The organism is Stenotrophomonas sp. G4 (assembly GCF_003428825.1).
Classification (GTDB): Bacteria; Pseudomonadota; Gammaproteobacteria; order Xanthomonadales; family Xanthomonadaceae; genus Stenotrophomonas; species Stenotrophomonas indicatrix.
Genome location: NZ_CP031741.1, coordinates 4067298 through 4093015, shown reverse-complemented (window position 1 = coordinate 4093015; position 25718 = coordinate 4067298). Strand labels below are relative to the sequence as shown.

Here is a 25718-nt window from a genome sequence, read left to right as displayed (position 1 = left end):
GTCGTGCATCGCCTCTGGACGGCGGCGTATGCGGCGACCCGTCATCGCCCGCGGAAGGGGGCGATTGCGTCAGGCGAGGTCGCCGCGCAGGGTGCGGACCTGCGCTTCCAGGGCGGCGGCATCGGTTGAACGGCCATCCACCGCCGGGGCGGCGACCACCTCCACTGTCGCCCGGAACCGGCGCGGTACGCGCATGCGCCCCAGACGGGTATCGCGGCGGCTCCACATGCTTGACCACATGCCGCGCAGCGCCATCGGCACCACCGGCACCGGGCGGCGTTCAAGTATCTTCTCCACGCCGGATTTGAACGGTGCCATCGTGCCGTCCCGGGTCAGTGCGCCTTCCGGGAAGATGCACACCAGCTCGCCCTCGGCGAGTGCGGCATCGACTTCATCGAACGCGCGCTGCATCAGGGCCGGGTCTTCGCGCGCACCGGCGATTGGAATCGCCTTGGCGGTGCGGAAGATCCAGCGCATCACCGGGATGTTGAAGATCCTGTAGTACATGACGAAGCGCACCGGGCGCGGAATCGTCGCCGACAGGATCAGCGCGTCCATGTAGCTGACGTGGTTGCAGACCAGCAGCGCGGGTCCCTCATCGGGCACGTTCGCTTCGATGCCGTGCGGGCGCAGCCGGTACAGCGTGCGTACCATCACCCAGCTGAGGAAGCGCATCAGGAATTCGGGGACGATGGTGAAGATGTAGATCGCCACCACGGCATTGGCGATGGCCAGTGCCAGGAACAGCTGCGGGATGGTCCAGCCGAGCAGCCGCTGGGTGAGCAGGCCGAGTACGGCCGCAGCGACGATGAAGCCGGAGTTCTGGATGTTCAGCGCGGCGAATACGCGCGACATCTCCGATTTCGGCGTGCGGCTCTGGATCAACGCAAACAGCGGCACCACGAAGAAGCCGGTGAACAGGCCGATGCCGAGCAGGTCGATGATGATGCGGATGCTGCCGGCCTGGTGCACGAACTGGGTGACCGACAGGCCCTGCGCGGTGGCTTCACCGGCGCGTGCGAAGTACAGGTCCAGCAGGAAGGCAGTCATGCCGAACGCACCCAGCGGTACCAGGCCGATCTCCACGGTGCGCGCCGACAGCTTTTCGCACAGCAGCGAACCGACGCCGGTGCCGATCGAGAACAGCGCCAGGGCGAAGATGTACAGGGTGGGCTCGCCACCGAGGTTGGTGACCGCATAGGACGGCAGCTGCGCGGTCAGGATGGTGCCGACGAACCAGAACCAGGACACGCCGAGGATGGCGTTGCGGACCGCCTTCTGCTTCCTGGCCATGCGCAGCACGGCCAGCGATTCGGGGACCGGGTTCCAGTTGATCTTCAGGTCCGGGGCGCCGGCATCCACCTTGGGGATCATGCGCGCGGCCAGGTTGCCGCAGATCGCCAGCGCGATGACCGCAGTGGCGGCCACGATCGGGCCATGGCTGCCGGCCAGGGTGAACACCAGGCCGCCGACGATCATGCCGGTCAGGATCGACATCGACGTGCCCATCTCGACCAGGCCATTGCCACCGGTCAGTTCTTCCGGGCGCAGCACCGAGGGCAGCACCGAGTACTTCACCGGGCCGAACAGGGTGGACTGCAGGCCGGTACAGAACAGGGCCACCAGCAGCACCGGCAGGCTCTCGGTGAGGAAGCCCACCGCAGCCAGCGTCATGATCACGATCTCCATGGTGGTGGTGATCACGATCAGCCGCGACTTCTCCAGCTTTTCGGCGATCTGCCCGGCCAAGGCAGAGAACAGGAAGTAGGGCAGGATGAACAGCGCCGGCGCCAGGTTGGTGTAGAGCGTGCGCTCGCTCTCGGCCACGCCCAGATAGAACAGCAGGCCGATGATCGCCTGCCGGTACACGTTGTCGTTGAAGGCACCCAAGCCCTGCACGATGAAGAACGGCAGGAAACGGCGCTGGCGCAGCAGGGCGAACTGGTTGTGACCGGACATGGAACCTCCTTGGACCGGCGCAGCCTAGCATTCCTGCCCGTATGCAGGGACGACGGGACCGTCGTTCCGGGGGGTATTGGATGCCGCCGTGGACGCACGCCGCTCCAGCAGATCACGCCATGCGTGGATGCCGCTGCAGTAGATCCACGCCATGCGTGGATGCCGTCCGCTCAAGCCAGGCCGCGCACCGCGCCATTGGCCGCTGCCCTCACCTTCGGCAGCATCCGCAGCACCAGCGCCATCTGCGTGCGGATCAACTGCAGCTTCGGCGGCATCGTCTCATCGAGCTGCTCCAGTTCCGCAGCCACCGCACGATCGGCGTCGTTGTCTTCCTCTGGCACCGGCTGCTGCGCCGTCAATGCCGACACCAGCTGCTGCAGCGCTTTACGCACCCGCTCGCCGGCGGCCAGCGCGAGTGGATCGCCCGCGTAGCTATCGACCTGGTCGCGGTGCGCACCCAGCGCCGACAGATGCCCGAGCAGAGTGTTGGACAACGCCAGGAAGTGGAAACCCGAATCGAGGTTGCGGCGCACGTGGCCCGGTTCGCGCAGCATGTTCGACAATGCGGTGGACAGTGCGGCATCGGCGTTGTGCATGTCGCGGCGGGCGATGCGGTAGGCCAGGTCGTCGCGCATGCCGCTGCGGTACTGGCCCAGCACCGATTCCAGATAACGGGCGGCGGTATCCAGCACCCGCGCCAGCACGCGGTGCAGCTGTCGACCCTGCCAGTCCGGCAGGATCAGGAACGCGGCCGCTGCGGCGATCGCGCACCCCAGAATCGTATCGACCATGCGCGGCACGATCAGCACGAAGCCGTCGCCGATCAGGTTGAAGCAGGTCAGCGCCATCACCGTGATGGCGGCCGAGGCGACCAGATAGCGGTCGGTACGGGTGAAGAAGAACAGCAGTGCCGACAGCAGTGCGATCAGCAGCTGGATCTCCAGCGTTGGGAACAGCTGCAGCAGCGCCCAGGTCAGCACCAGGCCGGCGAGCGTACCGACGATGCGCTGGGCCAGGCGCTGGCGGGTGGCACCGAAGCTGGGCCGGCACACGAATACGATGGTCAGCAGGACCCACGAGCCGTTCTGTGCATTGAACAGACGGATGGCAACGAAACCGGCGATCAGTGCCAGCGCCATGCGCAGGCCATGGCGGAACAGCACCGAGCCCGGGGTGAGCTGCTGGCGCAGGCGCACGCCCATTTCGCGCAGCGTGTGCGGGTTGCTGTCGCGCAGGCGGGTGTCGACGTTGTCCAGGCTGGCGTCGGATCGTTCGGCATCGAGCAGGCGGCGCTCGATGCTGCGCAGGTTGTGCACCAGCAGGTCCAGCGAGCCGAGCAGGCGCTGCCACTGCGGGCGTTGCTGGTCGCGCAGGTAGGCCAGGGCATCGGCCAGATCGCGCCCCGCCTGCTGGTTGCTCTCGCCGTAGACGAACGGACGACGCAGCCGGATCGCTTCGCCCAGCCGTGCGCAGGCCTGGCCCTGCAGGTCGAGCAGGCGCTGGCAGCGGTACAGCACGTCGCTATGGAAGAACGCGTCGACCAGCGCGCCGTACGGGTAATGCGAGGAGCTGGCGCGCTCATGGAAATCCTGTGCCATGTAGTACAGGCGCAGGTACAGGCCGGAGTTGACGCCGGGCCGTCCGGAGCGGCCAAAGCGCGCCAGGATTGCCGTCTTCGCTTCGTTCAGCGCGCCGACCACGCGGCGGTTCTGCTCGGCCAGGTCGAGCTGGCGGCGCTGCAGGTCCGCCTCGCGTACGGGTTCGAACAGCGCGGCCTTGAGCTGCAGGTAACGGCCCAGTTCCACGTACAGGCGGGCCACGCGCTCGCGCACCGGCCGGTTGGCGAACAACGTGGTCCACAGGATCGACAGCAGCCCGTACCAGACCGCACCCGCAAGCAGGTGGCTGACCGCATCCAGCGCACTGTGCAGGTCATGGGCGCCATGCTGTTCCAGGCCGATCATGGTGTAGATGGCCAGCGTGACGGTCGCCTGGGCGATGGACGCGTAGCGCTCGCCCAGTGCACCGAGCAGTGTCAGGCCGAACGTGGACAGCGCCAGGGCCGCGATGAATATCCACGGCCAGGGGAACAGCCAGATCACCGAGGCCGCCGCCAGGCAGAAGCACAACAGCGACAGCAGCACGGCCTTGGTCCGGCCCCACCAGTTGTCATCGGTCTCGGCAATCGCACTGGCGATGATGCCGAGGAACACGCCGGGCAGCGCGGTCAGCGCATCCAGGTGCCAGCACACGGCCAGGGCCGCGGTCAGGGCAATGAACACCCGCAGGCCATAGCTGGCCTTCTCGTGGGCCCACAGGCGGCTGAGGCGGGATTCGCGTGCGGACATGCAGGCTCGGCGAAAGGATCGGCCACCATTATTACGGGCCACGCGTGAAATCCGGTAGCACCGCGCCATGCGCGGCGAGCGCGCGGCGCGGCGTGGCATGCAGCCGCCGGGCATGGCCCGGCGCTACCGAGGCCCGTTACATGTCGAACCGCACGCTGAGCGCGAAGGTGCGCGGCAGGCCGACGCCGGCATTGGACCAGTACCTGCGGTTGGCCAGGTTCTCCACGCTGGCACGCAGGGTCACCGGATGGCCGGAGGCCAGCAGGCGGTAACCGACGCCGGCGTTGACGAGGGTGTAGTCGGGCAGCTTCAGGGTGTTGTCGGCGTTGTACCAGACATCGCCGTAGTAGCGCACGGCGGCATAGGTCTCCAGCCCTTCCACCCACGGCAGCTGGCAGGTGGCGTGCAGCACGCCGCTCCAGCGCGCAGCACCGACGGTACGGTTGCCTTCCTGCGCCGCGCTGCCCGGTGACAGCTTGTCGTAGGTCGGGTCCAGCCAGGTCACGCCACCGCCCACGGTCAGCGCATCGGTCAGGTGCAGGTCGGCGCTGGCTTCGACGCCTTCGTACAGGGTGATGCCGTCCTGCACCAGGCGCTTGCCTGCATCGGTCAGCTGATCGATGTTGGCGCCACGTTCCAAGCGGAACGCAGCGACATTCGCGTTCCAGCGATTCGCTTCCACCTTGGCGCCGATCTCGTACTGCTTGCTGATGGTGGGGTCGAGCACATCGCCGGCATTGATGTAGCTGTTGCCTACGCGGCTGCCTGCTTCCAGCGACTCGATGTAGCTGGCATACAGGGTGACGGCCTCGCTGGGCTTGAACATGACCGCATAGGTCGGGGTGACCGGATAGGTGTGGTAGGCGCCCTTGGTCTCGAAGTCGTTGTAGCGCCAACCGGCCAGCACCGACCAGCCATGGCCGAGATCGACGGTATCGCTGACGAACACCGCCTGCTGCACGGTCTCGTCACCGCGGGTCATCACCCGGGAACCCACCGCGTCGTGACGGATGCCATGGCGCTGGTAGAGGTTGGCGCGGCCGATCAGGCTGAACTCGTAGGGACGGTCCCAGCCCAGCCCGGTCTGGTGGCTGACACCGGCCACCAGCTGGTGCTGCAGTGGGCCGGTGCCGAAGCGGCCCTGCACCAGTGCCTGTGCCAGCTTCCACTCGCTCTTGCCGCCGAGCTCATAGACGTTGACGGCGTAGTCGCCGTTGGTGTCGTCGATGTAGGCGAAGATCTTGTTGACGTCGTTCCACGAGGTGGTGACGCCATAGCTCAGGCTGGCCTTCCAGTCGCTGTTGATCTGCCAGTCCAGTGCGGTGGACAGCAGGCTGGAGCGGGTGTCGTAGTAGGTGCCGGGCACGCTGTTGTCGACATCGCCGGCGATCGGCCGCGGCAGTGAGGTCAGGCCACGGAAGTAGTACTGCGGTGATTCCTCGCGCAGGTCGCGCGACTGGAACACGCCGTCGAAGGTCCAGGTGAGCGCATCGCTCAGGCGCGCGTCCAGCGACAGTGCACCGACCTTGCGATCGACATGGCCACCGTTGAAGGTTTCGCCCTTTTCCTGGTATGCGTTGAAGCGGTAGCCGAACATCTGCGCGTTGCCGAAGCGGCCGCCGACGTCGATGCCGCCGCTGACGATGCCCTGCTCGCGCCAGCCGAGCTGGGCGGAGAAGGTCGGTACGTCGGTCGGTTTCCTGGTGATGTAGTTGACGATGCCGCCCGGCGCGCCGAAGCCGTACAGGAAACCTCCCGGACCCTTCAGCAGGTCGACCTGTTCCATCACTTCCAGCGGCCATTCGGTGCCCCAGGACGAGACCTGCAGACCGTTGACCCGGTAGCTGTCGAAATTCAGGTCGATGCCACGGTTGCGGATCGGCGAGCTCCAGCCACTGGCATAGGCGCTGACCTGGGTGGTGACCGAGGGGTCGAGCAGGAAGGCTTCGCCCAGCGACACGACCTGGCGCTGTTCGATCTGCTCACGGCCGACGGCGGTGATCGCGAACGGGGTATCACGCAGGGCGCGATCGCCGAGGGCGCCAGCCTCGGTGTGGGTACGCTCGGCGATGACCTTGACCGCGTCCAGATCGGTGGCGCTGCGGGATCCGGCCGGGGCTTCGGCGTGTGCAGTGCAGGCGGCGGACAGCGCGACGGCCAGTACGGCCAGGCGGGGGGAGCGAATCGGCAACATCGTTGGAGATCCTCGGCGGGCGGCCACGGGCCATCCGCCCATGCAGGGGGAAAGGTCGGTGGCTGGGATCACGCAGGCGTGCCGGGAACGGCAGCGGGGCGCCACAAGGGGGCGCAGGACCATGGCTGGATGAGAATTGTTCTCTTTTCGTTACAGCGCGTCAAATGGCAACGGTATGCGGACGAACGGTCCGCACCCACCAGAGGCCGGTGGCGCCGGGCCATGCCCGGCGAGCGCGCAGCGCGGACTGCTGAAAGGCCGCCGGGCATGGCCCGGCGCTACCGAAGTCAGGCCCGCTGTGCGCGCCTGAGCAGCTTCGCTTCACGCCTGCGCGCGCGCCGCGCCTTCCAGCGCTCGGCCAGGCACGAGAAGATCACGTACAGCGCCGGCGTGCTGAGCAGGGTCAGGCTCTGCGAGAACAGCAGGCCGCCGATCATCGCGATGCCCAGCGGGCGACGCAGCTCTGAACCTTCGCCCAGGCCGATCGCCAGCGGCACCGCCGCCAGGATCGCCACCATCGTGGTCATCATGATCGGCCGGAAACGCACGATGCTGGCTTCACGGGCAGCATCGCGCGGAGTCAGCCCATGTTCGCGCTGCGCCACCAGGGCGAAGTCGATCATCATGATCGCGTTCTTCTTGACGATGCCGATCAGCAGCACCAGCGCGATCATCGAGATCACCGACAGTTCGGTGTTGGTGCCGAACAGCGCCAGCAACGCACCGACGCCGGCGGCCGGCAGGGTGGACAGGATCGTCACCGGGTGGATCAGGCTTTCGTACAGGATGCCCAGCACCAGGTAGACGGTGAGGATGGCTGCCAGCACCAGGATCAGCATGTCGCTGGGGTCGGAGTTGAAGCCGAAGCCGGCGTCGTCGGCCAAGCGGATGTCGCCGGGCATGCGCATGCCGGCCACGGTGCTGTCGATGATGGCCTTGGCCTCGCCCATGCTGACGCCGGGGGCGAGGTTGTAGCTCAGGTCCATCGTCGTGTACTGGTTTTCATGGGTGATCTGCGAGGGCGCCAGGCCCGGCGCCTGGCGGGCCACCGCCGTGATCGGCACCATCTCGCCGTTGCGTGCGCGCACATGCACTTCGTCCAGCGCCGCAGGCGTAGCGGTCTGCGACGGCAGCGCGTTGACCACCACACTGTACTGGTTGATGTCCGAGTAGATGGTGGAGATCTGGCGCTGGCCGAAGGCGCCGTACAGCGCACCGTCGATGGCGCCGACCGAGATGCCCAGGCGCGCGGCCTTGGCCCGGTCGATCTCGATGTTCTGGCGCAGGCCGGCGTTGTCGACGTCGGTGCCGACATCACGCAGCTTCGGGTTCTTCTTCAATGCCGCCTGCAGTTTGGGCAGCCATTCCTGCAGTGCGGCCAGGTCGTTGCCCTGCAGCGAGACGCGGTACTGCGCGCCCTGGCTGTTGCCACCGCCATCGTTGCTGGGCAGGTCCTGGATCGCGCGCAGGCGCAGCTGCAGGTCCGGGTAGCGGTCGGCCTTCGCACTCAGCCGTGCCAGTGCGTGTGCGGTGGTTTCGCGGCGGCCTTCCTTGCGCGACTTCAGTTCCACGTTGAACTGCGCGCTGGAGCCCTGGCGGCCGCTGCCCAGGCGTACGCCCACGGTCTTCACTGCCGGGTCGGCCATCAGCATGTCGGTGATGCGGCGCTGGCGGCTGACCATGTCCTCGAAGGACACCGTCGCACTGGAATTGGCGCGGCCCCAGATCAGGCCGGTGTCCTGCGGCGGGAACGCGCCCTTCTTCACCGCACCGAACAGGAAGATGGTGACGCCGATCAGGATCAACGGCGTCAACGACAGCAGCAGCGCATGGCGCAGCGAAAAATCAAGGAACACGGTGTAGATGCGCAGCATCCGCTCGTGACCGGCATCGAGCCAGCGGCCGATGCGCGACGGTGCCGCCGTGTGGTCGTGCGCGCTGAGGAAGCGGCTGCACAGCGCCGGGGTCAGCGTCAGCGAAACGATCATCGACACCACGATCGCCGCCACCAGGGTGACGGTGAATTCGCGGAAGAACGCGCCCATCATGCCGCTGGCGAACAGCAGCGGGATGAACACCGCCACCAGCGAGGCGGTGATCGAGACGATGGTGAAGCCGATTTCGCGCGCACCGGCGAAGGCCGCCTGCATCCGCGGCATGCCCTCGTCGAGGTGGCGCATGATGTTCTCGATCACCACGATCGCATCGTCGACCACGAAGCCGATCGCGATCACCAGCGCCAGCAGGCTCAGGTTGTTCAGGGTGAAGCCCATCACGTACATCACCAGCGCGGCGCCGGCCAGCGACAGCGGCACGGTGACCGCCGCGATCAGCGTCGGCGCCAACCGGCGCAGGAACAGCGCCATGGTCAGCACCACCATCGCCAGGCTGATCAGCAGGGTGATCTGCACTTCATGCAGCGACGACCGGATGGTCGGGGTGCGGTCGAAGTAGGGCGTCATCGTGGTGCCCGGCTGCAGGTAGTCGCGCAACGCGGGAATCTGCGCTTTCACCCGGTCCACGGTCTCGACGATGTTGGCGCCGGCGCGGGTGAACACATACATCACCACGGCCGGTTTGTGGTCGAACCACGCGGCCTGGTAGGCGTCCTGCTGGCCGTCGTAGACGTTGGCGATGTCCTTCAGGCGGATCACCCGGCCATCGCCCTGGGTCTTGACCACCAGATCGGCGAAGTCGGCGGCGCGTGCAACCGAATCGTTGGCGATGATCGCCGTGGTGGTGTTGCCATCGCTGAGGAAGCCGGTGGGCGAGGTCACGTTGGCCGCGCGTACGGCATTGCGCAGGTCGTCGGCGGTCAGTCCCAGCGCGTTCATCAGGCGCAGGTTGACGTCCACACGCACCGCCGGCGTCGAGGCACCGGCGATATCCACCGAGGCGACGCCGCCGATCTGGCGGATGCGCTGGGCCAGCAGCGAATCGGCGACGTTGTACAGCTCATCGGCGGACTGCGTCTGCGAGGTCAGCGCGATGGCGATCACCGGGTCGTCGTTCGGGTTCGCCTTCTGGTACATCGGCGAGCCCATGCCCGAGGGCAGGTCGGCCTGCGCCGAATTGATCGCGGTCTGTACGTCCAGCGCGGCCGAATCGATGTCGCGGTCGCTCTGGAAGATCATGAACACCAGCGAGCTGCCTTCCGAGCTCGACGAACGCATGCGGTCGATGCCCGGCAGCTGGCCGAGGTGGCGCTCCAGCGGCGCGGTCACCGTGGAGGCCATGGTCGCCGCATCCGCACCGGACTGGCTGGCGTGCACGAAGATCACCGGGATCTCGATGTTCGGCAGTGCCGACACGCCGAGCCGCAGGTAACAGATCACGCCGACCATGAACAAGCCGATGGCCAGCAGGGCGGTGCCGATCGGGCGGCGGATGAAGGGGCCGGACAGGTTCATCGTGCAGCCCCCCGAAGGTGCGGGGCCAGGGTCATGCCTGCGGCTCCTGCACCGTGCCATCGCGCAGCGCACGCTGTTCACGGCGACGGGCAAGCCATTCCGAGAAGCGTTCCATGTACAGGTAGATCACCGGCGTGGTGTACAGGGTTACCAGCTGCGACAGCAGCAGGCCGCCGACGATGGCGATGCCCAGCGGCCGACGCAGTTCCGAGCCGATGCCGGTGCCCAGCGCCAGCGGCAACGCGCCAAGCATGGCTGCAGCGGTGGTCATCATGATCGGGCGGAAGCGCAGCAGGCAGGCGCGGCGGATGGCTTCGCGCGCGTTGGCGCCGGTGCGCCGCGCCTCGATGGCGAAGTCGACCATCATGATGCCGTTCTTCTTGACGATGCCGATCAGCAGCACGATGCCGACGATGCCGTCCACCGACAGGCTCAGGCCACAGACCATCAATGCCAGCAGCGCACCGACGCCGGCCGGCGGCAGGGTCGAGATGATCGTGATCGGGTGGATGTAGCTCTCGTACAGCACGCCCAGCACGATGTAGATCACCACCAGCGAGGCCAGCAGCAGCCACACCACGTCGGTCTGGCTGCCGGTGAATTCAGCGGCCTTGCCGATGAACTGCGCATGCACGTGCGCCGGCATGTCCAGGCTGGCCTTGGTCTCTTCGATGGCCTTGACCGCATCGGACAGCGAATAGCCCGCCGCGACGTTGAAGGAGACCGTCACCGCAGGAAGCTGCTGCTGGTGGCTGACCAGCAGCGGCGCGCTGGAGACCTTCGCCTCGGCCAGCGCCGACAACGGGATGATGCCGCCCGCACCGACGGTGATGCCGGTGTTCTGCGCACCGATACCGGTGGCGGTGGACGAGTTGGACGAGGTGACCTGGCCGAAGCTGGTCGCGTTGGTGCCGGTGAGGGCGCCGGCGCCGTTGGAGGCGACCGCCAGCTGTTCCATCAGCGCGGTGCTGGTGCGGAACTGCGGCGCCACTTCCAGCACCACGCGGTACTGGTTGAGCTCGGTGAAGATGGTCGAGATCTGGCGCTGGCCGAACGCATCGTAGAGGGTGTCGTCGATGGTCTGCATCGGCACGCCCAGCACGCTGGCCTTGTCGCGGTCGATGTTCAGTTCCAGTGCGCGGCCCTGGTTGGACAGGTTGTTGTCGACGTCGGCCAGTTCCGGGCGCTGGCGCAGCGCCTGGGTCAGGCGGTTGGCCTGCAGCGCGACTTCCGCGCTGTCCACGTCCGACAGCGAGTACTGGTACTCGGTGGCGGCCACGCGGGTGTCCAGGGTCACGTCCTGTACCGGCTTCAGGTACAGCGCCACGCCGGGGATGCCGGCGACGGATTTCTGCAGGCGCGGCAGGATGTCTTCCAGCCCGTCACGTTCGCCGCGCTCTTTCAGCACGATCGACAGCTGGCCCTGGTTGAGCGTGGGGTTCATGCTGCCGGCACCGATGAAGGCCGATACGCCGGTCACGTCCGGATCCCTGCGCAGCGCTTCGGCCACCTGCTGGGTGCGTTGCTCCATCTGCGGGAAGGCGATGTTCTGGTCGGCCTGGACCACGGCGGTGATCAGGCCGGTGTCCTGTTCGGGCAGCAGGCCCTTGGGAATCAGCACGTACAGCAGCACGGTCAGTACCAGCGCGGCAGCGGCCACGGCCAAGGTGAGGGGCTGGTGTTCCAGCACCCAGTCCAGGCTGCGCTCATACAGGCCGACGGTGCGCGTCCACAGGTTCTGCTTGCCGGCCGCGGCCGCACGTTCGTGCGCGTCTTCGCCCTCGGGCAGTGCATCGGGCTTGAGCAGGTAGGCGCACATCATCGGGGTGAGCGTCAGCGAGATCAGCATCGACAGCACCACGGCGATGCTCAGCACCCAGGCGAACTCGTGGAACAGGCGGCCGGTGACGCCGGGCATCAGCAGCAGCGGCAGGAACACCGCCACCAGTGAAACCGTCAGCGACAGCACGGTGAAGCCGATCTGGCGCGCACCGATCTCGGCCGCCTCCTTGCCGCTCTTGCCTTGTTCGATGTAGCGCACGATGTTCTCGATCATCACGATCGCATCGTCGACCACGAAGCCGGTGGCCACCACCAGCGCCATCAGCGAGAGGTTGTCCAGCGACATGCCGGTAAACGCCATCACCGCGAAGGTGCCGGCCAGCGACAACGGCACCGCCACCGAGGGAATGATGGTGGCCCAGAACCGGCGCAGGAACACGAAGATCACCGCCACCACCAGGCCGATGGTCAGGATCAGGGTGAACTGCACTTCATGCACCGAGGCGCGGATGGTTTCGGTACGGTCGGAGAACACCTCCAGGTGCACGTCGGCCGGCAGTACGCCCTGCAGCTGCGGCAGCAGCGCGCGGATGCGCTCGACGGTCTGCACGATGTTGGCGCCCGGCTGCCGGCGCACTTCCAGCAGCACGGCCGGCTTGCCGTCGGCCCATGCCGCCAGCTGGTCGTTCTCCACGCCATCGATCACTTCGGCCACGTCGGACAGCCGCACCGGGCGGCCGTTCTTGTAGCTGATGATGGTGTCGCGGTACTCGGCGGCGCTGGCCAGCTGGTCGTTGGTGCCGATGCTGTAGGACTGGGTCTTGCCGTTCAGCGAGCCCTTCGGCGCATTGACGTTGGCCTGGGTGAGCGCGCTGCGCAGCTCTTCCAGGGTCAAGCCCATGTTGGACAGCTGCGCCGGATTGACCTGGATGCGCACGGCCGGACGCACGTTGCCGGCGATCGACACCAGGCCCACGCCCTGCACCTGCGACAGGCGCTGGGCGAGGATCGAGTCAGCGTAGTTGTTGACGTCGCGCAGTGGCCGCGTATCGGAGGTCAGCTTGAGGGTGACGATGGCCGCGTCGGCCGGGTTCACCCGGTTGTAGACCGGCTGGTACGGCAGCGACGAGGGCAGGGTGGCCTGGCGGATCGCCGCCTGCACGTCCTGTGCGGCGATGTCGATGTCGCGGTCCATCGAGAACTGCAGGATGATCGTCGACAACCCCGCCGAGGAATCGGAGGTCATCAGTTCCAGCCCGGAGATCTGCCCGAACTGGCGCTCCAGCGGCGTAGTCACCAGCGAGGCCATGGTGGTGGCGTTGGCACCGGGGTACTGCGTGGTCACCACCAGGCTGGGCGCATCGATTTCCGGCAGCGCCGACACCGGCAGCTTGCGGTAACCGAGAATGCCCAGCAGCAACAAGCCCGCCATCAACAGCGAGGTGGCAATCGGGCGGCGGATGAAGATCGTCGAAAAGCCCACGGACTGATCCTTGCTGGCACTTCAATGGCAGCGCCGGCGGGATCGCCGGCGCGGGGAAGAGCAGGGGCCTGCGCTCAGCGCGGGCCACCACCGCGGCGGCCGCCGCCACTCTTCTGTTCGGCGGCCTTCAGTTCGGCCTCGGTCGGTGCGGCCGGGGTTTCACCCGGCTTCAGCGCGGTCACCTTGCTGCCCGGCTTCAGGCGGAACTGGCCTTCGCTGACCACGCGCTCGCCGCCCTTCAGGCCTTCGGCGATCTGCACCTGGCTGTCGCCCACTTCCACGCCACTGCGCACGGTCTGCATCTTCACCGTGTTGTCGCCCTGCACGACGTAGACGTACTCGCCGTCCGGGCCACGCAGCACTGCCTGGGTCGGGATCACCACGCCGCCGCCGATGGTGCGCAGCTGCATGCGCACATTGACGAACTGGCCCGGCCACAGGCCGTTGTCGGTGTTGTCGAACACCGCACGCGCCTTGAAGGTGCCGCTGTCGGCGCTGATCAGGTTGTCGACCACATCCAGCTTGCCGTCGCCGCTGAGCACGTGCGAATCGGCGCGGTCCAGCGCTGCGACCGGCACGCTGCCGGCGGCCTGCGCCTGGCGCACGTCGCCGAGCTGGCGTTCGGGCAGGTTGAACAGCACGTGGATCGGATGGATCTGGGTCAGGGTGACCAGTGCGGTACCGGCGCTGACCACGTTGCCGGCGTCGACCGCGCGGATGCCGGCGATACCGGTGATCGGCGCGGTGACCTTGGTGTACTGCAGCTGCACCTGCGCCGAACGCATGCTGGCTTCATTGGCTGCCACTGCGCTTTCGTACTGTGCCACCTGGTTTCGTTGTGTATCCAGATCGGTCTTGGCCACGAACTGGCGGTACTCCGGCGCGTTCGAGCGCTGGTAGTTCGAACGTGCGGTGGCCAGCAGGGCTTCGTTCTGGCGCTTGGATGCAACGGCCTGGTCATAGCTGGCCTGGGCGGTGCGCGGGTCGATCACCGCCAGCACGTCGCCCTTCTTCACTTCCTGGCCTTCGCGGAAATTGAGGCTCATCAGCTGGCCACCCACCTGCGGGCTGACCGTCACGGTGTTCATCGCGGTCACCGTGCCCAGTGCGCTGGCATACACCGGCACGTCCTGGCGCGCGGCCTCGACCACGGTCACCGGCACCGGGCCGGCATCGGGATCTTCACCCCCCTGGCCGGCGCCTGCCTGCTGCCCGGCAGCCTTGTCCTTGCCGCCACCGAGTACGCGCAGGCCCACCACGGCCAGCACCAGTACCGCCACGACCAGCAGCACGATCTTCCAAACACGTGACATTCAAGACTCCAAGAGGGCTGGCCGGGGCAGACCCCGGGTGACAATGCGCAAAGCATACCTGTGGCCCACCGGGTTTCCTGCATGACGGATGGGACGGGCGCTCAGACAGATGGACGACGCTGGAGGTTCCCGTAACGGCAAGGTTGCCCTACATTCAGGTGCAGACCCCTTCCGTGGAGATCGAGATGCGCCGTTCGTTGCTGCTGTCCGCCCTGCTGCTGGCCCTGCCGGCCCTTGCCCACGCCGAGGACGCGCAGCGCCCGGAAGTGACCGCCGCAGCACAACGCCTGCAGGCCAAGGTGGTTGAATGGCGCCGCGATTTCCACCAGCACCCGGAACTGTCCAACCGTGAGGAACGCACCTCCGCCGAGGTTGCCAAGCGGCTGCGCGCGATGGGCCTGAAGCCGAAGACCGGCATCGCCCACCACGGCGTGGTGGCGATCATCGAAGGCGGCAAGCCGGGCCCGAAGATCGCCCTGCGCGCGGACATGGACGCACTGCCGGTGACCGAGCAGACCGGCCTGCCGTTCGCCTCCAAGGCCACCGCGCAGTACCGCGGGCAGACCGTGGGTGTGATGCACGCCTGTGGCCATGACGCGCACACCGCCACCCTGCTGGGCGTGGCCGAAGCGCTGGTGGCGATGAAGAAGGACCTGCCGGGCCAGGTGATGCTGATCTTCCAGCCGTCCGAAGAAGGTGCACCGCCGCCGGAAGAGGGTGGGGCGGCGCTGATGCTGAAGGAAGGCCTGTTTGCCGACTTCAAGCCCGAGGCGGTGTTCGGCCTGCATGTGTTCTCCAGCGTGCAGGCAGGGCAGATCGCAGTGCGTGGTGGGCCGCTGATGGCCGCATCCGATCGTTTCGGCATCAAGGTGATCGGCCGCCAGACCCATGGCTCGGCCCCATGGAACGGCGTAGACCCGATTGTTGCCACTGCCGACCTGATCGGCACCGCACAGACCATCGTCAGCCGCCGCGCCAACCTGTCCAAGCAGCCGGCGGTGCTGACCTTCGGCGCGATCAACGGCGGCATCCGCTACAACATCATTCCCGATGAAGTGGAGATGGTCGGCACCATCCGCACCTTCGACGAAGGCATGCGCCAGCAGATCTTCGCCGACCTGCGCAACGTGGCCGACCACACCGCTGCCGCGCATGGGGCCAAGGCGGTGACCGACATCTACGAATCGGAAGGCAACCCGGCCACGGTGAACGACCCGGCGCTGACCGCGAAGATGCTGCCGAGCCTGCAGGCGGTGGTGGGCAAGGACAACGTGTACGAGCCGCCGCTGCAGATGGGCGCGGAGGATTTCTCGCTGTATGCCAAGGAAGTGCCGGGCATGTTCTTCTTCGTCGGCTCCACCAGCGTGGGCATCGACCCGGCGACGGCGCCGGCCAACCATTCGCCGAAGTTCCTGCTGGATGAGAAGGCGCTGGATGTCGGATTCCGCGCGCTGCTGCAGGTGAGCCTGGATTATCTGCATGGTGCGGGCACCCCGGCGGGTTGAGGGTTTCCGGCAGGGCTGCGCCCTGCGCCCGCCGAAGCGGTAGTGCCGGCCGCTGGCCGGCAACAGCAACAGCAACAGCAACAGCAACAGCAGAAGCGGGCTATCCGTGGGACGGCGGGGTGGGTCCGGTTGCGGGGGACGCCGTAAACCCATCCCTGGGGGCTTGGCCGCGGCATCCATGCCGCGGACACCCCCGCAACCGGACCCACCCCGCCTTCGACAGGTTTGCGCAATCTGTCGGAACGGCGTTCTGTGCGGCTGTTGGTGGGTGTCGCCCTTGGTCGACACGGTAGATCCACGCCATGCGTGGATGGCAGATGCCATGAATGGCTGAAGGATCGGTTTTTGATCCTGTTTTTGATTTTGATTCTTTCCTGATCTTTCCCGTGGTGGCGCGGGAAATTGACCGTGGCCGGGAGGGTGGGTTGGCTGGGGGCGTAAGCGCCATGGGCCCGAGGCATGCCTCGGGCGGGTTGGGCAGGACGCCCAACCCCGGTCTTGCCGTGTGCGCAGGACAGCGCACACGAGCAAGCGGCGCCCGAGCCTACAAGGACGTATTCACGGCGTCCCCCCAGCCAACCCACCTTCCCGGCCAACCCGATAGACCGCTCTGCCGACCAACCCACCCACCACGGAGGGGCTCCGCCGTTGGCCGACCCGGCCGAAGGCCCGCTCTGCGCGCGATACAATAAGCACCATGAACACCCCACAGGATTCCAGCCTCGGTCGCGAGGTCAGTTACCCGTCGCAGTACGATCCCGGCCTGCTGTTTCCCATCCCGCGCGTCGGCGCCCGCGCCGAGATCGGTCTGGACGAGGCCGCGCTGCCCTTCGTCGGCCATGACCGCTGGCACGCCTTCGAACTGAGCTGGCTCGACCTGCGTGGCAAACCGCAGGTCGCCGTCGCCACCGTGCAGGTGCCGTGCACCTCGCCGCGGCTGATCGAGTCGAAGTCGTTCAAGCTGTACCTGAACTCCCTCAACAGCACCCGCATCGACAGTGCCCAAGCCCTGCGCGAGCGCCTCGTCGCCGACCTGTCGGCCTGCGCCGGCGCCCCGGTCCAGGTCACGTTCGGCCTGCCGGCGTTGCGCGAATCACCGCTGGGCGAGTCGATCGACGGCCTCGAGGTGGACATCGACTGCTATGGCCCGCCGCAGGCGGACTACCTGTCGGCCAACGCCGATGCGCTGGTGGAGGAGACCCTGGTCTCGGCGCTGCTGAAGTCCAACTGCCCGGTCACCGGCCAGCCGGACTGGGCCACCGTCAGCCTGCGCTACCGCGGCCCGCAGATCGATCGTGCCGGCCTGCTGCGCTACCTGGTCAGCTACCGCGAGCACGCCGAGTTCCATGAGCAGTGCGTTGAGCGCATCTTCAGTGAAGTGTCCGCGCGCTGCCGGCCGCAGTGGCTGGAAGTCGAAGCCCGCTATACCCGTCGCGGTGGCCTGGACATCAACCCGTGGCGCGCCAGCCCCGGCATCGCCGCCCCGGCCGCGACCTACCGCGAACTGCGGCAGTAACCGCCGCAGGCGGTTACAGGTAGCGCCGGGCCATGCCCGGCGAGCGCAGCGGCCCTTACAGGTAGCGCCGGGCCATGCCCGGCGAGCGCAGCGGCCATATGCAGAGCCGCCCGCCATGGCCCGGCGCTACCGGTTGGGCCCCGATTGTTCAGCCACCCCGGGGGGCGGCTTCACATCGGCACCATCCCCATTTAACAACCTCTATGACACCGTGCCAGCCATGTAGTCATACAGACGGGAGTGTGTGGATGAGTACCGAGAAGAAAGCCGATTTCTCCGGCGTCAGTGGCAGCGTCGAGAGTACCGCCCAGCAGGTCCCCAAGGCGGACTTTTCCGGCGTCAGTGCTTCGGTGGACAGTACCGCCGAGGTGGTCAGCGGTGGCACCTACACCGTGCAGAAGGGGGATTCGCTGTCGAAGATCGCCAAGCAGCACCTGGGCGATGCCAACGCCTGGAAGAAGATCTTCGAAGCCAACCGCGATGTACTCGACGACCCGGACAAGATCTTCCCGGGCCAGACCCTGAAACTGCCGCCGAAGTAATACCGGCGATCCCATCGCCGTCCGAACAATCCTTGGAGGAACCCCGCATGATCAAGACGACCCCGCTTCAGAATGCCCTGCTGGCCGCGCTGCTGGGCAGCGTCGCCCTGGTGGGCTGCAAGAAGAAGGAAGAAACCGCTGACAACAACGCGGCTCCGGCGGCAACCACGCCGGCCGAGGCGCCCGCTCCGATGACCGGCGCACCGCCGCCGATGGCTGCATCGGCCGTAGCGGTATCGGCGGTCACTGTCGGCAAGACTGCCGCAGCTGACAAGTCGGTGACCACCGCCGCCCTGTTCGCGCCGAAGGACGATGTCATCGTCTCGGTGAAGACCGATGGCGCGGCCAACAATGTCACCGTCGGCGCCAAGCTGACCTTCCAGGATGGCCAGGTGGCCGGCGAGCAGAACGCGACCCTGAACACCAGCGGTGCAGAGACCACCAACATCACCTTCAAGAATGCCAACGGCTGGCCGGCCGGCAAGTACCGCGCCGAAGTCATGGTTGATGGCAAGGCGGCCGGAACGCCGCAGGAGTTCGAGGTCAAGTAAGTCCCGCCGACTCTCTCCCGGTTGGACTCACGATGGACGCAGCCGCGAGGCTGCGTCCTTTTTTGTTGGCGGCTTTGCGGGAAGGCCTCATCCACGCATGGCGTGGATCTACGGGTGCGGATACCTGGCCGATCCTCGCGCGGGGATGTTTCCGCAGACCCACGCCATGCGTGGATGGATCACAGCGTTGCCGGCATGCAGTACCGCCGCGTATGGCACGGCTTTGCCCCGCGCGGCTGAAAACGCGACAATGCAGGGGTTTCCCCGGCGCGCGCCCACCCTGACGGCGGCGGGGAAAGTGACACGGTTGCACGTGGCCCGGCGCTGGCGCCGGCCTTCCCCTGAGCACTGCTACAGAGTCCAAGTCCCCCATGTCCAAGATCCTCTACACGCTGACCGACGAAGCACCGTTCCTGGCCACCCAGTCGCTGCTGCCGATCGTCGACGCCTATACCTCCACCGCGGGCATCGCAGTGGAAACCCGTGACATCTCGTTGTCCGGCCGCATCCTGTCGCTGTTCCCGGAACTGCTGAGCGATGCGCAGAAGGTCAACGATGACCTGGCCGAGCTGGGCCAGCTGGCGACCACCCCCGACGCCAACATCATCAAGCTGCCGAACATCTCCGCCTCGGTGCCGCAGCTGAAGGCCGCCATCAAGGAACTGCAGGACCAGGGCTATCCGCTGCCCGATTACCCGGAAACCCCGGCCGACGACCAGCAGCGCGACTACAAGGCGCGCTACGACAAGGTCAAGGGCAGCGCAGTCAATCCGGTGCTGCGCGAAGGCAACTCCGACCGGCGCGCGCCGCTGTCGGTGAAGAACTACGCCCGCAAGCACCCGCACCGCATGGGCGCCTGGGCGTCCGATTCGAAGTCGCACGTTGCGCACATGGACGCGGGTGATTTCTACGGCAGCGAGAAGTCGGCCACCCTGGCCAACGCCGGCGCGCTGAAGATCACCCTGCACGGCAAGGACGGCAGCACCGTCGTGCTGAAGGAAAAGACAGCGGTCAAGGCCGGTGAGATCGTCGACGCGGCAGTGATGAGCCGCAAGGCGCTGGCCGCCTTCATCAATGCGCAGATCGAAGACGCCAGGTCGCAGGGCGTACTGTTCTCGCTGCACCTGAAGGCGACCATGATGAAGGTCTCCGACCCGATCATGTTCGGCGTGGTCGTCAACGAGTTCTACAAGGACGTGCTCGCCAAGCACGCCGACACGCTCAAGCAGGCCGGTTTCGATGCCAACAACGGCATCGGCGACCTGGTCGCGCGCCTGCCGTCGCTGCCCGAAGCCACCCGTGCCGCCATCGAAGCCGACCTGCAGGCCGAGTACGCGCAGCGTCCGGGCCTGGCCATGGTCAACTCGGACAAGGGCATCACCAACCTGCACGTGCCGAGCGACGTGATCGTCGACGCCTCGATGCCGGCGATGATCCGCGACTCCGGCAAGATGTGGAATGCCGAAGGCAAGCTGCAGGACACCAAGGCGGTCATTCCGGACCGCTGCTATGCCGGCGTGTACCAGGCTGTCATCGACGACTGCCGCAGCAACGGTGCCTTCAACCCGGCCACCATGGGCTCGGTGCCCAACGTCGGCCTGATGGCGCAGAAGGCCGAAGAGTACGGCTCGCACGACAAGACCTTCCAGATCGCTGCCGACGGCGTGGTCAAGGTCACCGACGAGGCCGGCAACGTGGTGTTCGAACACGCCGTGGAAGCCGGTGACATCTGGCGCATGTGCCAGACCAAGGACGCGCCGATCCAGGACTGGGTCAAGCTGGCCGTCGAACGCGCGCGCCTGAGCAGCACCCCGGCCGTGTTCTGGCTGGACGCCGCCCGCGCCCACGATGCGCAGGTCATCGCCAAGGTCGAGACGTACCTGAAGGACCACGACACCACCGGCCTGGACATCCGCATCCTGCCGCCGGTGGAAGCGACCACCTTCTCGCTGGCCCGCATCCGCAAGGGCGAGGACACCATTTCGGTGACCGGCAACGTGCTGCGCGATTACCTCACCGATCTGTTCCCGATCATGGAGCTGGGCACCAGCGCCAAGATGCTGTCGATCGTGCCGCTGATGGCCGGTGGCGGCCTGTTCGAGACCGGTGCTGGCGGTTCGGCGCCGAAGCACGTGCAGCAGTTCGTCGAAGAGGACTACCTGCGCTGGGATTCGCTGGGTGAGTTCCTGGCCCTGGCCGCGTCGCTGGAGCATCTGGGCAACCGCTACGACAACGCTGCCGCCCGCGTGCTGGCCAAGGCGCTGGACGAGGCCAACGGCCAGTTCCTGGACAACGACAAGTCGCCGTCGCGCAAGCTCGGTGGCATCGACAACCGTGGCAGCCACTTCTATATCGCCCTGTACTGGGCGCAGGCCCTGGCAGCGCAGAACGAAGATGCCGCACTGCAGGCACGCTTCGCTCCGCTGGCCAAGGCGCTGGCCGACAACGAGCAGAAGATCGTTGACGAGCTGATCGCGGTGCAGGGCAAGGCCGTGGACATCGGCGGCTACTACCGTCCGGACGTGGCCAAGGCCGCTGCCGCGATGCGTCCGAGCGCGACCTTCAATGCCGCGCTGGAGCAGCTGCGCGGCTGATTCATCGCCGCCCGGTTGAGACCTGGAAGGAACCCGCGCCTCGGCGCGGGTTTCTTTTTGCCCGTATGCGGCCGATGCCCGTCCACGCGCGGGCGGGAGCTGCACAAAACCGTGAAATCCATCGGCTGTCGGAATGCTGTCAACACGGCATGAAATTTGCCCGCGATGGCCGTCGCAGAACGGATGCATGCATGTTCACCACTGCCACCAATATGAGCAGTCGATCACGACGATGGCGGCAAGCCATGGCCTAGCCTTGGCGATGCGAGACCGCCGGGGAGGTGGTCGCACGGGGAACACGGATGGCACGCGTGCTCGTAGTGGGGACCGACATCCAGGGCGAACAGGCCCTGCTGCAGAGGCTGCGGCTGGCCTCGGCGCTGCCGGACGGGCAGATCCGCCGCAGCCAGGACCTGGACGACTGCGATCTGCTGGTGATCCGCGATACGCCGGCGCTGCGCAACGCGGCACTGCGCATGCGCCAGCAGCGCCCCCGCCTGCACTGCTGGATCGAGGACCTCGGCGGCCAGTTGCGCGAAGGCGATGGCGGCCAGGACGTACTGGATGATGGCGCGATAGGACGGGCGCTGCGCGGCATGCAGACCGGCACCGAAGCGACACCGATCCGCCTGGCTGACGGCGCGCACGCCATCACCCGCCTGCTGCGCGAGCGGCTGCCATCGCGGCAGGGCCAGGCGCTGCTGGGCGAGGGCGCAGAGCCGCTGCTGCTGCTGGATCTGGAACAGGACCAGGCGGTGCTGCTGCACGAGCCGGCTACGGTGCTGGTGGAACGGCTGGCGCAGGGCTTCGAGCACCTGTATCTGGATGCGCTGCTGCCGGCGCAGCTGCAGGCCCTGGCGGGTGACCGCACGCGACTGCCGTTGCGTCCGTTGCTGTGGCAATGGGCGCAGCGCAGCCGTCACTGGCAGGCGTTGGATGAGCGCCTGCGCGGGGCGTCGGTGAAGCTGCTGCGCTGGCCGGACTTCCGCGTGCTCGGCCACGATCACGATGGCTTCCGTCTCTGTTCGCTGCTGCTCAAGCGTGCCTGCACGGTGGACGAATGCGCGATGCTGCTGGATCTTCCCGCCGCCGCCGTGCGCGATTTCATCCATGCCGCCTACCTGTGCGGTTATGCGCAGCTGCAGGTCGCACCTGCAGTACCGCTGGCGGGTGCGCGTGCCAACACTGCTGACAACGGCCTGCTCGCACGCCTGTGGCGCACGCTGCGCGGGAGTGATCGCGATGCGTGAGCACAAAGTGGTGGTGCTCGGTGGCATGGGCAGCGGCAAGTCGACATTGGTACGCAGCATCGCCGCCGGTGCGGTGGTCGACACCGACGTAGCCAACAGCGACCGCGCGGGTGCCGACAAGGCTTCGACCACGGTGGCGCTGGACTACGCCGATATCGACCTGCCCAACGGCGAGAGGCTGCGCCTGTATGGCACGCCTGGCCAGCAGCGCTTTGATTTCCTGTGGCCGATCCTGCTGCAGGGTGCGCGCGGCGCGGTGTTGCTGCTGGACGCGCGCCGCGCCGGGGTGGCCGCTGAGCTGGACGCCTACCTGCAGGTGCTGCGCCCGTTCGGCCCTGCATTGGCCCTGGTGGTGGCGGTGACCCATCTTGACCAGGTGCCGGCAGCGGCACTGGATGACTGGGCCGAGCGTGCCCGGCTCGATGGCCAGCCGCTGCCGCTGCTGGCGGTGGATGCCCGTGATCGCGAACAAGGACTGCTGCTGATGGACGTACTGATGAGCGAAATGGAAGCGCATGCACTGGTGGCCGCACATGGCTGATGGACAAGGCACGCCGTTGCCGGACGCGCAGCAGCGCGAGCGCCTGCGGCCGCTGCTGCAGGACCTGCAGCAGCGGGTGGAAGGGGTGCGCACCGTGGTGCTGGCCAGCGTCGATGGCTTTGCCCTGGTCAGCGCAGGTGCGGAGGGGCGTGGCGAACGCCTGGCGGCGATGACCAGCGCGATGCTGGCCCTGGCCGCAGCAGTGGGGCGCGAACTGGCACTGGGCGATCTGCAGACACTGATGCTGGAGGCCGCCGGCGGCAAGGTGCTGATGCTGGCCATCCAGGCCGAGGCGCGCGCGCCGCTGCTGCTGATGGCCGCCTGCGACCAGCGCAGCGTGATCGGCCAGGTGCTGTGGCAGAGCAGGGAATGTGGCCAGGCGATCCTGGCCGAACTCAGCGGATCGTGAGCCCGGCCGCGGGGGAACGAGGGGCTCGAACCAACATTGAAAGGGGTGCAACGTGGCTGGATTGAATGATTCGTTGACTGCACTGATGGGTATCGATGGCGCGCAGGCCGTGGCGCTGGTCGACTACGAAAGCGGCATGCTGCTGGGCGAGGCCGGTTCGGGCATGGACATGGAAGTGGCGGCGGCCGGCAACACTGAAGTGATCCGCGCGAAGATGAAAACCGCCGCCTCGCTCAACCTCAACGATGGCATCGAGGACATCCTGATCTCGCTCGGCAAGGCGTACCACATCATGCGCCCGGTGGCGAAGAAGAAGGGCCTGTTCTTCTACATCGTACTGGACCGCGCCAAGTCCAACCTTGCCCTGGCGCGGCGCAAGGTGCAGGACGTGGAGGCCGAACTGGCGATCTGAAGGGTAGTGCCGGCCGCTTGCCGGCAACTGCCTGCATCCTCGGGGTGCCCAGACGGTGCCGGCCAGCGGCCGGCGCCGTCTGCACGCTCGACGACATCACACACGCCAGCGTATGGTGAGGTCGGTTCCCCCGGATACGTCGTGCATGTCCGATCCTGTCACTGCAACCGAACTGGCACCGCGCATCGCCGAGGCCATCCGCGATGGTTTCGAGCAGTATCACGCCCGCTTCGCCGCGATCACGGCGCGTGCCCGGGTGCGTTTCCAGCAGCGCGACTGGGCGGCGGCGCGCCACGATGCGGTCGAGCGCATCGCCCTGTACGACCAGTGCATCGCCGAGCAGATGGATGCGCTGCGGCGGCTGGCCGGTGACGCCATCAGCGAACGCGCGCTGTGGCTGCAGGTGCACGCGCACTTCAGTGCCCTGCTGCCGGGCCTGATCGACGCCGAGCTCTACAAGACCTTCTACAACACGCTGTCGCGGCGGCTGTTCGCCATCCGCGGTGTGGACCCGGAAGTGGAGTTCATCGCCTTCGATGTCGAGCCCTCCGATGCGATCACCCATCCGGTGGCGCGGCACACCTACGCGGTATCGCCGACGCGGCCGGTAGAGGCGCTGCAACGGGTGCTGGCCGACTACCGCTTCGATGTTCCGTATGCGCACCAGCTGCGCTGTGCCGCCGCCATTGCCGTGCGCCTGCAGGATGACCTGGCGCACTGGGGCGACACGCCGGTACGCAGCATCGAACTGCTCGACACCGTGTTCTACCGCGAGCGTCGCGCCTATCTGGTCGGGCGCGTGTTCGGTGAACACCGTTTCTCGCCGTGCGTGATCGCGCTGGTCAACGACGACCAGGGCCTGCGCGCCGATGCCGTGCTGACCCGGCGGCGCGATGTGGCCCATCTGTTCGGCGTGTCGCGCAGCTATTTCCAGGCCGATCTGGGCACGGTTGGCGATGCGGTGGTGTTCCTGCGCAGCCTGCTGCCGGGCAAGCCGATCGACGAGATCTATACCGTGCTCGGACGCGCCAAACAGGGCAAGACCGAGCGCTACCGGACGTTCTTCCGCCACTTCAATGAACACCCCAACGAGCGTCTGGCGCATGCCGAAGGCACGCCGGGCATGGTCATGGCGGTGTTCACCCTGCCCAGCTACCCGCTGGTGTTCAAGCTGATCCGCGACCGTTTCGCCTGGCCCAAGGCGATGTCGCGTCAGCAGGTGGAGGAAAAGTACGCCCTGGTGTTCAACCTCGACCGCGTCGGTCGCCTGCTTGACGCACAACCCTACCGGCACCTGCGTTTCCCGCGCGAACGCTTCGCTCCGGCGTTGCTGGACGAACTGCTGCAGCAGTGCGCGCAGAGCGTGCGCGTGGATGGCGACGAGGTGGAGATCGCGTTGTGCTACGTGCAGCGCCGCTTCCGGCCACTGAATCTCTATCTGCGCGAACAGGCTGGCGAGGCGGTGCGTGCAGCCGTACTCGACTACGCGCAGGCGATCACCGACATGGCGCGCAACAACATCTTCCCCGGTGACATGCTGCCGAAGAACTTCGGCGTGTCGCGCCACGGCCGTGCCGTGTTCTACGACTACGACGAATTGTGTCTGGTCAGCGACTGCGTCTTCCGGGCCTGGCCCAAGCCAAGCTCCGCAGAGGAAGCGATGGCCGATGAGCCCTGGTTCCATGTGGGGCCGCGCGATGTTTTCCCTGAGCGGTTCGGACCGTTCATGGGCTTGCCCGCGCAGGAACTGGCGGCGGTGCGCGAGCACTATCGCCACCTGTTCGATCCCGCCTGGTGGCAGGGGCTGCAGGCGCGCTTTGCGGCGGGCGACTATCCGGACACACCACCGTACTCGGCTGCGCAGCGATTGGCGTGATCGACCGCGCCGACGGCGAAGAACTCGGGTAAT

16 protein-coding genes are annotated in these 25718 nt (G+C 67.0%); 10 read left to right on the top strand and 6 right to left on the bottom strand.

The genetic code is table 11. The features are described from left to right. Nucleotides 1-69: 69 nt before the first annotated feature. The 6 genes from D0Y85_RS18715 to D0Y85_RS18690 form a co-directional block, all read right to left on the bottom strand. The gene (locus tag D0Y85_RS18715; protein ID WP_117311575.1) at nt 70-1959 is read right to left on the bottom strand and encodes an MFS transporter; all 1890 of its coding nucleotides are present in this window, start codon (nt 1957-1959) and stop codon (nt 70-72) included. A 170-nt stretch (nt 1960-2129) separates the two neighbouring features. Then, nucleotides 2130-4307 (bottom strand): YccS family putative transporter, encoded by a 2178-nt coding sequence (gene yccS, locus D0Y85_RS18710; RefSeq protein WP_117311574.1) that lies wholly within the window; start codon nt 4305-4307, stop codon nt 2130-2132. A gap of 136 nt (nt 4308-4443) precedes the next feature. Beyond that, nucleotides 4444-6501 carry a TonB-dependent receptor gene (locus D0Y85_RS18705; protein WP_117311573.1) on the bottom strand — a complete coding sequence of 686 codons (2058 nt, stop codon included), beginning with the start codon at nt 6499-6501 and terminating at the stop codon, nt 4444-4446. Nucleotides 6502-6788: 287 nt separating this feature from the next. After that, entirely contained in the window at nt 6789-9911 is a 3123-nt protein-coding gene (locus D0Y85_RS18700; RefSeq protein ID WP_117311572.1) for an efflux RND transporter permease subunit, read from the bottom strand. A gap of 31 nt (nt 9912-9942) precedes the next feature. After that, on the bottom strand, nt 9943-13176 hold the full coding sequence (locus D0Y85_RS18695; protein ID WP_025874642.1) for an efflux RND transporter permease subunit: 3234 nt from the start codon (nt 13174-13176) through the stop codon (nt 9943-9945). A 74-nt stretch (nt 13177-13250) separates the two neighbouring features. Then, nucleotides 13251-14489, bottom strand: a complete 1239-nt coding sequence (locus D0Y85_RS18690) for an efflux RND transporter periplasmic adaptor subunit (protein WP_117311571.1) — start codon at nt 14487-14489, stop codon at nt 13251-13253. Nucleotides 14490-14674: 185 nt separating this feature from the next. Between D0Y85_RS18690 and D0Y85_RS18685 the strand changes: the two genes are divergently transcribed. From D0Y85_RS18685 to aceK, 10 genes are all read left to right on the top strand, one after another. After that, on the top strand, nt 14675-15994 hold the full coding sequence (locus D0Y85_RS18685) for a M20 family metallopeptidase (RefSeq protein WP_025874644.1): 1320 nt from the start codon (nt 14675-14677) through the stop codon (nt 15992-15994). Between the two features lie 697 nt (nt 15995-16691). Then, nucleotides 16692-17510: an NADPH-dependent 7-cyano-7-deazaguanine reductase QueF gene (gene queF, locus D0Y85_RS18680; RefSeq protein WP_117311570.1), complete on the top strand. Its 819-nt coding sequence runs from the start codon at nt 16692-16694 to the stop codon at nt 17508-17510. 248 nt (nt 17511-17758) lie between these two features. Continuing rightward, a complete protein-coding gene (locus D0Y85_RS18675) occupies nt 17759-18052 on the top strand; it encodes a LysM peptidoglycan-binding domain-containing protein (RefSeq protein WP_117311569.1) in 294 nt (97 codons plus the stop codon). A gap of 47 nt (nt 18053-18099) precedes the next feature. Next, entirely contained in the window at nt 18100-18603 is a 504-nt protein-coding gene (locus D0Y85_RS18670; protein WP_025878596.1) for a hypothetical protein, read from the top strand. Between the two features lie 371 nt (nt 18604-18974). Further along, complete coding sequence (locus D0Y85_RS18665) at nt 18975-21197, top strand: NADP-dependent isocitrate dehydrogenase (protein ID WP_117311568.1); 2223 nt, start codon at nt 18975-18977, stop codon at nt 21195-21197. 302 nt (nt 21198-21499) lie between these two features. After that, complete coding sequence (locus tag D0Y85_RS18660; protein WP_117311567.1) at nt 21500-22447, top strand: hypothetical protein; 948 nt, start codon at nt 21500-21502, stop codon at nt 22445-22447. After that, entirely contained in the window at nt 22440-22988 is a 549-nt protein-coding gene (locus D0Y85_RS18655; protein ID WP_025878599.1) for an ATP/GTP-binding protein, read from the top strand. The genes D0Y85_RS18660 and D0Y85_RS18655 overlap by 8 nt, the downstream gene beginning before the upstream one ends. Continuing rightward, nucleotides 22981-23397, top strand: a complete 417-nt coding sequence (locus D0Y85_RS18650) for a roadblock/LC7 domain-containing protein (RefSeq protein ID WP_117311566.1) — start codon at nt 22981-22983, stop codon at nt 23395-23397. Before D0Y85_RS18655 ends, D0Y85_RS18650 begins: the two co-directional genes overlap by 8 nt. 52 nt (nt 23398-23449) lie before the next feature. After that, nucleotides 23450-23809 carry a hypothetical protein gene (locus tag D0Y85_RS18645; protein ID WP_089237314.1) on the top strand — a complete coding sequence of 120 codons (360 nt, stop codon included), beginning with the start codon at nt 23450-23452 and terminating at the stop codon, nt 23807-23809. A gap of 145 nt (nt 23810-23954) precedes the next feature. Further along, on the top strand, nt 23955-25685 hold the full coding sequence (gene aceK / locus D0Y85_RS18640) for a bifunctional isocitrate dehydrogenase kinase/phosphatase (RefSeq protein WP_117311565.1): 1731 nt from the start codon (nt 23955-23957) through the stop codon (nt 25683-25685). Nucleotides 25686-25718: the final 33 nt, after the last annotated feature.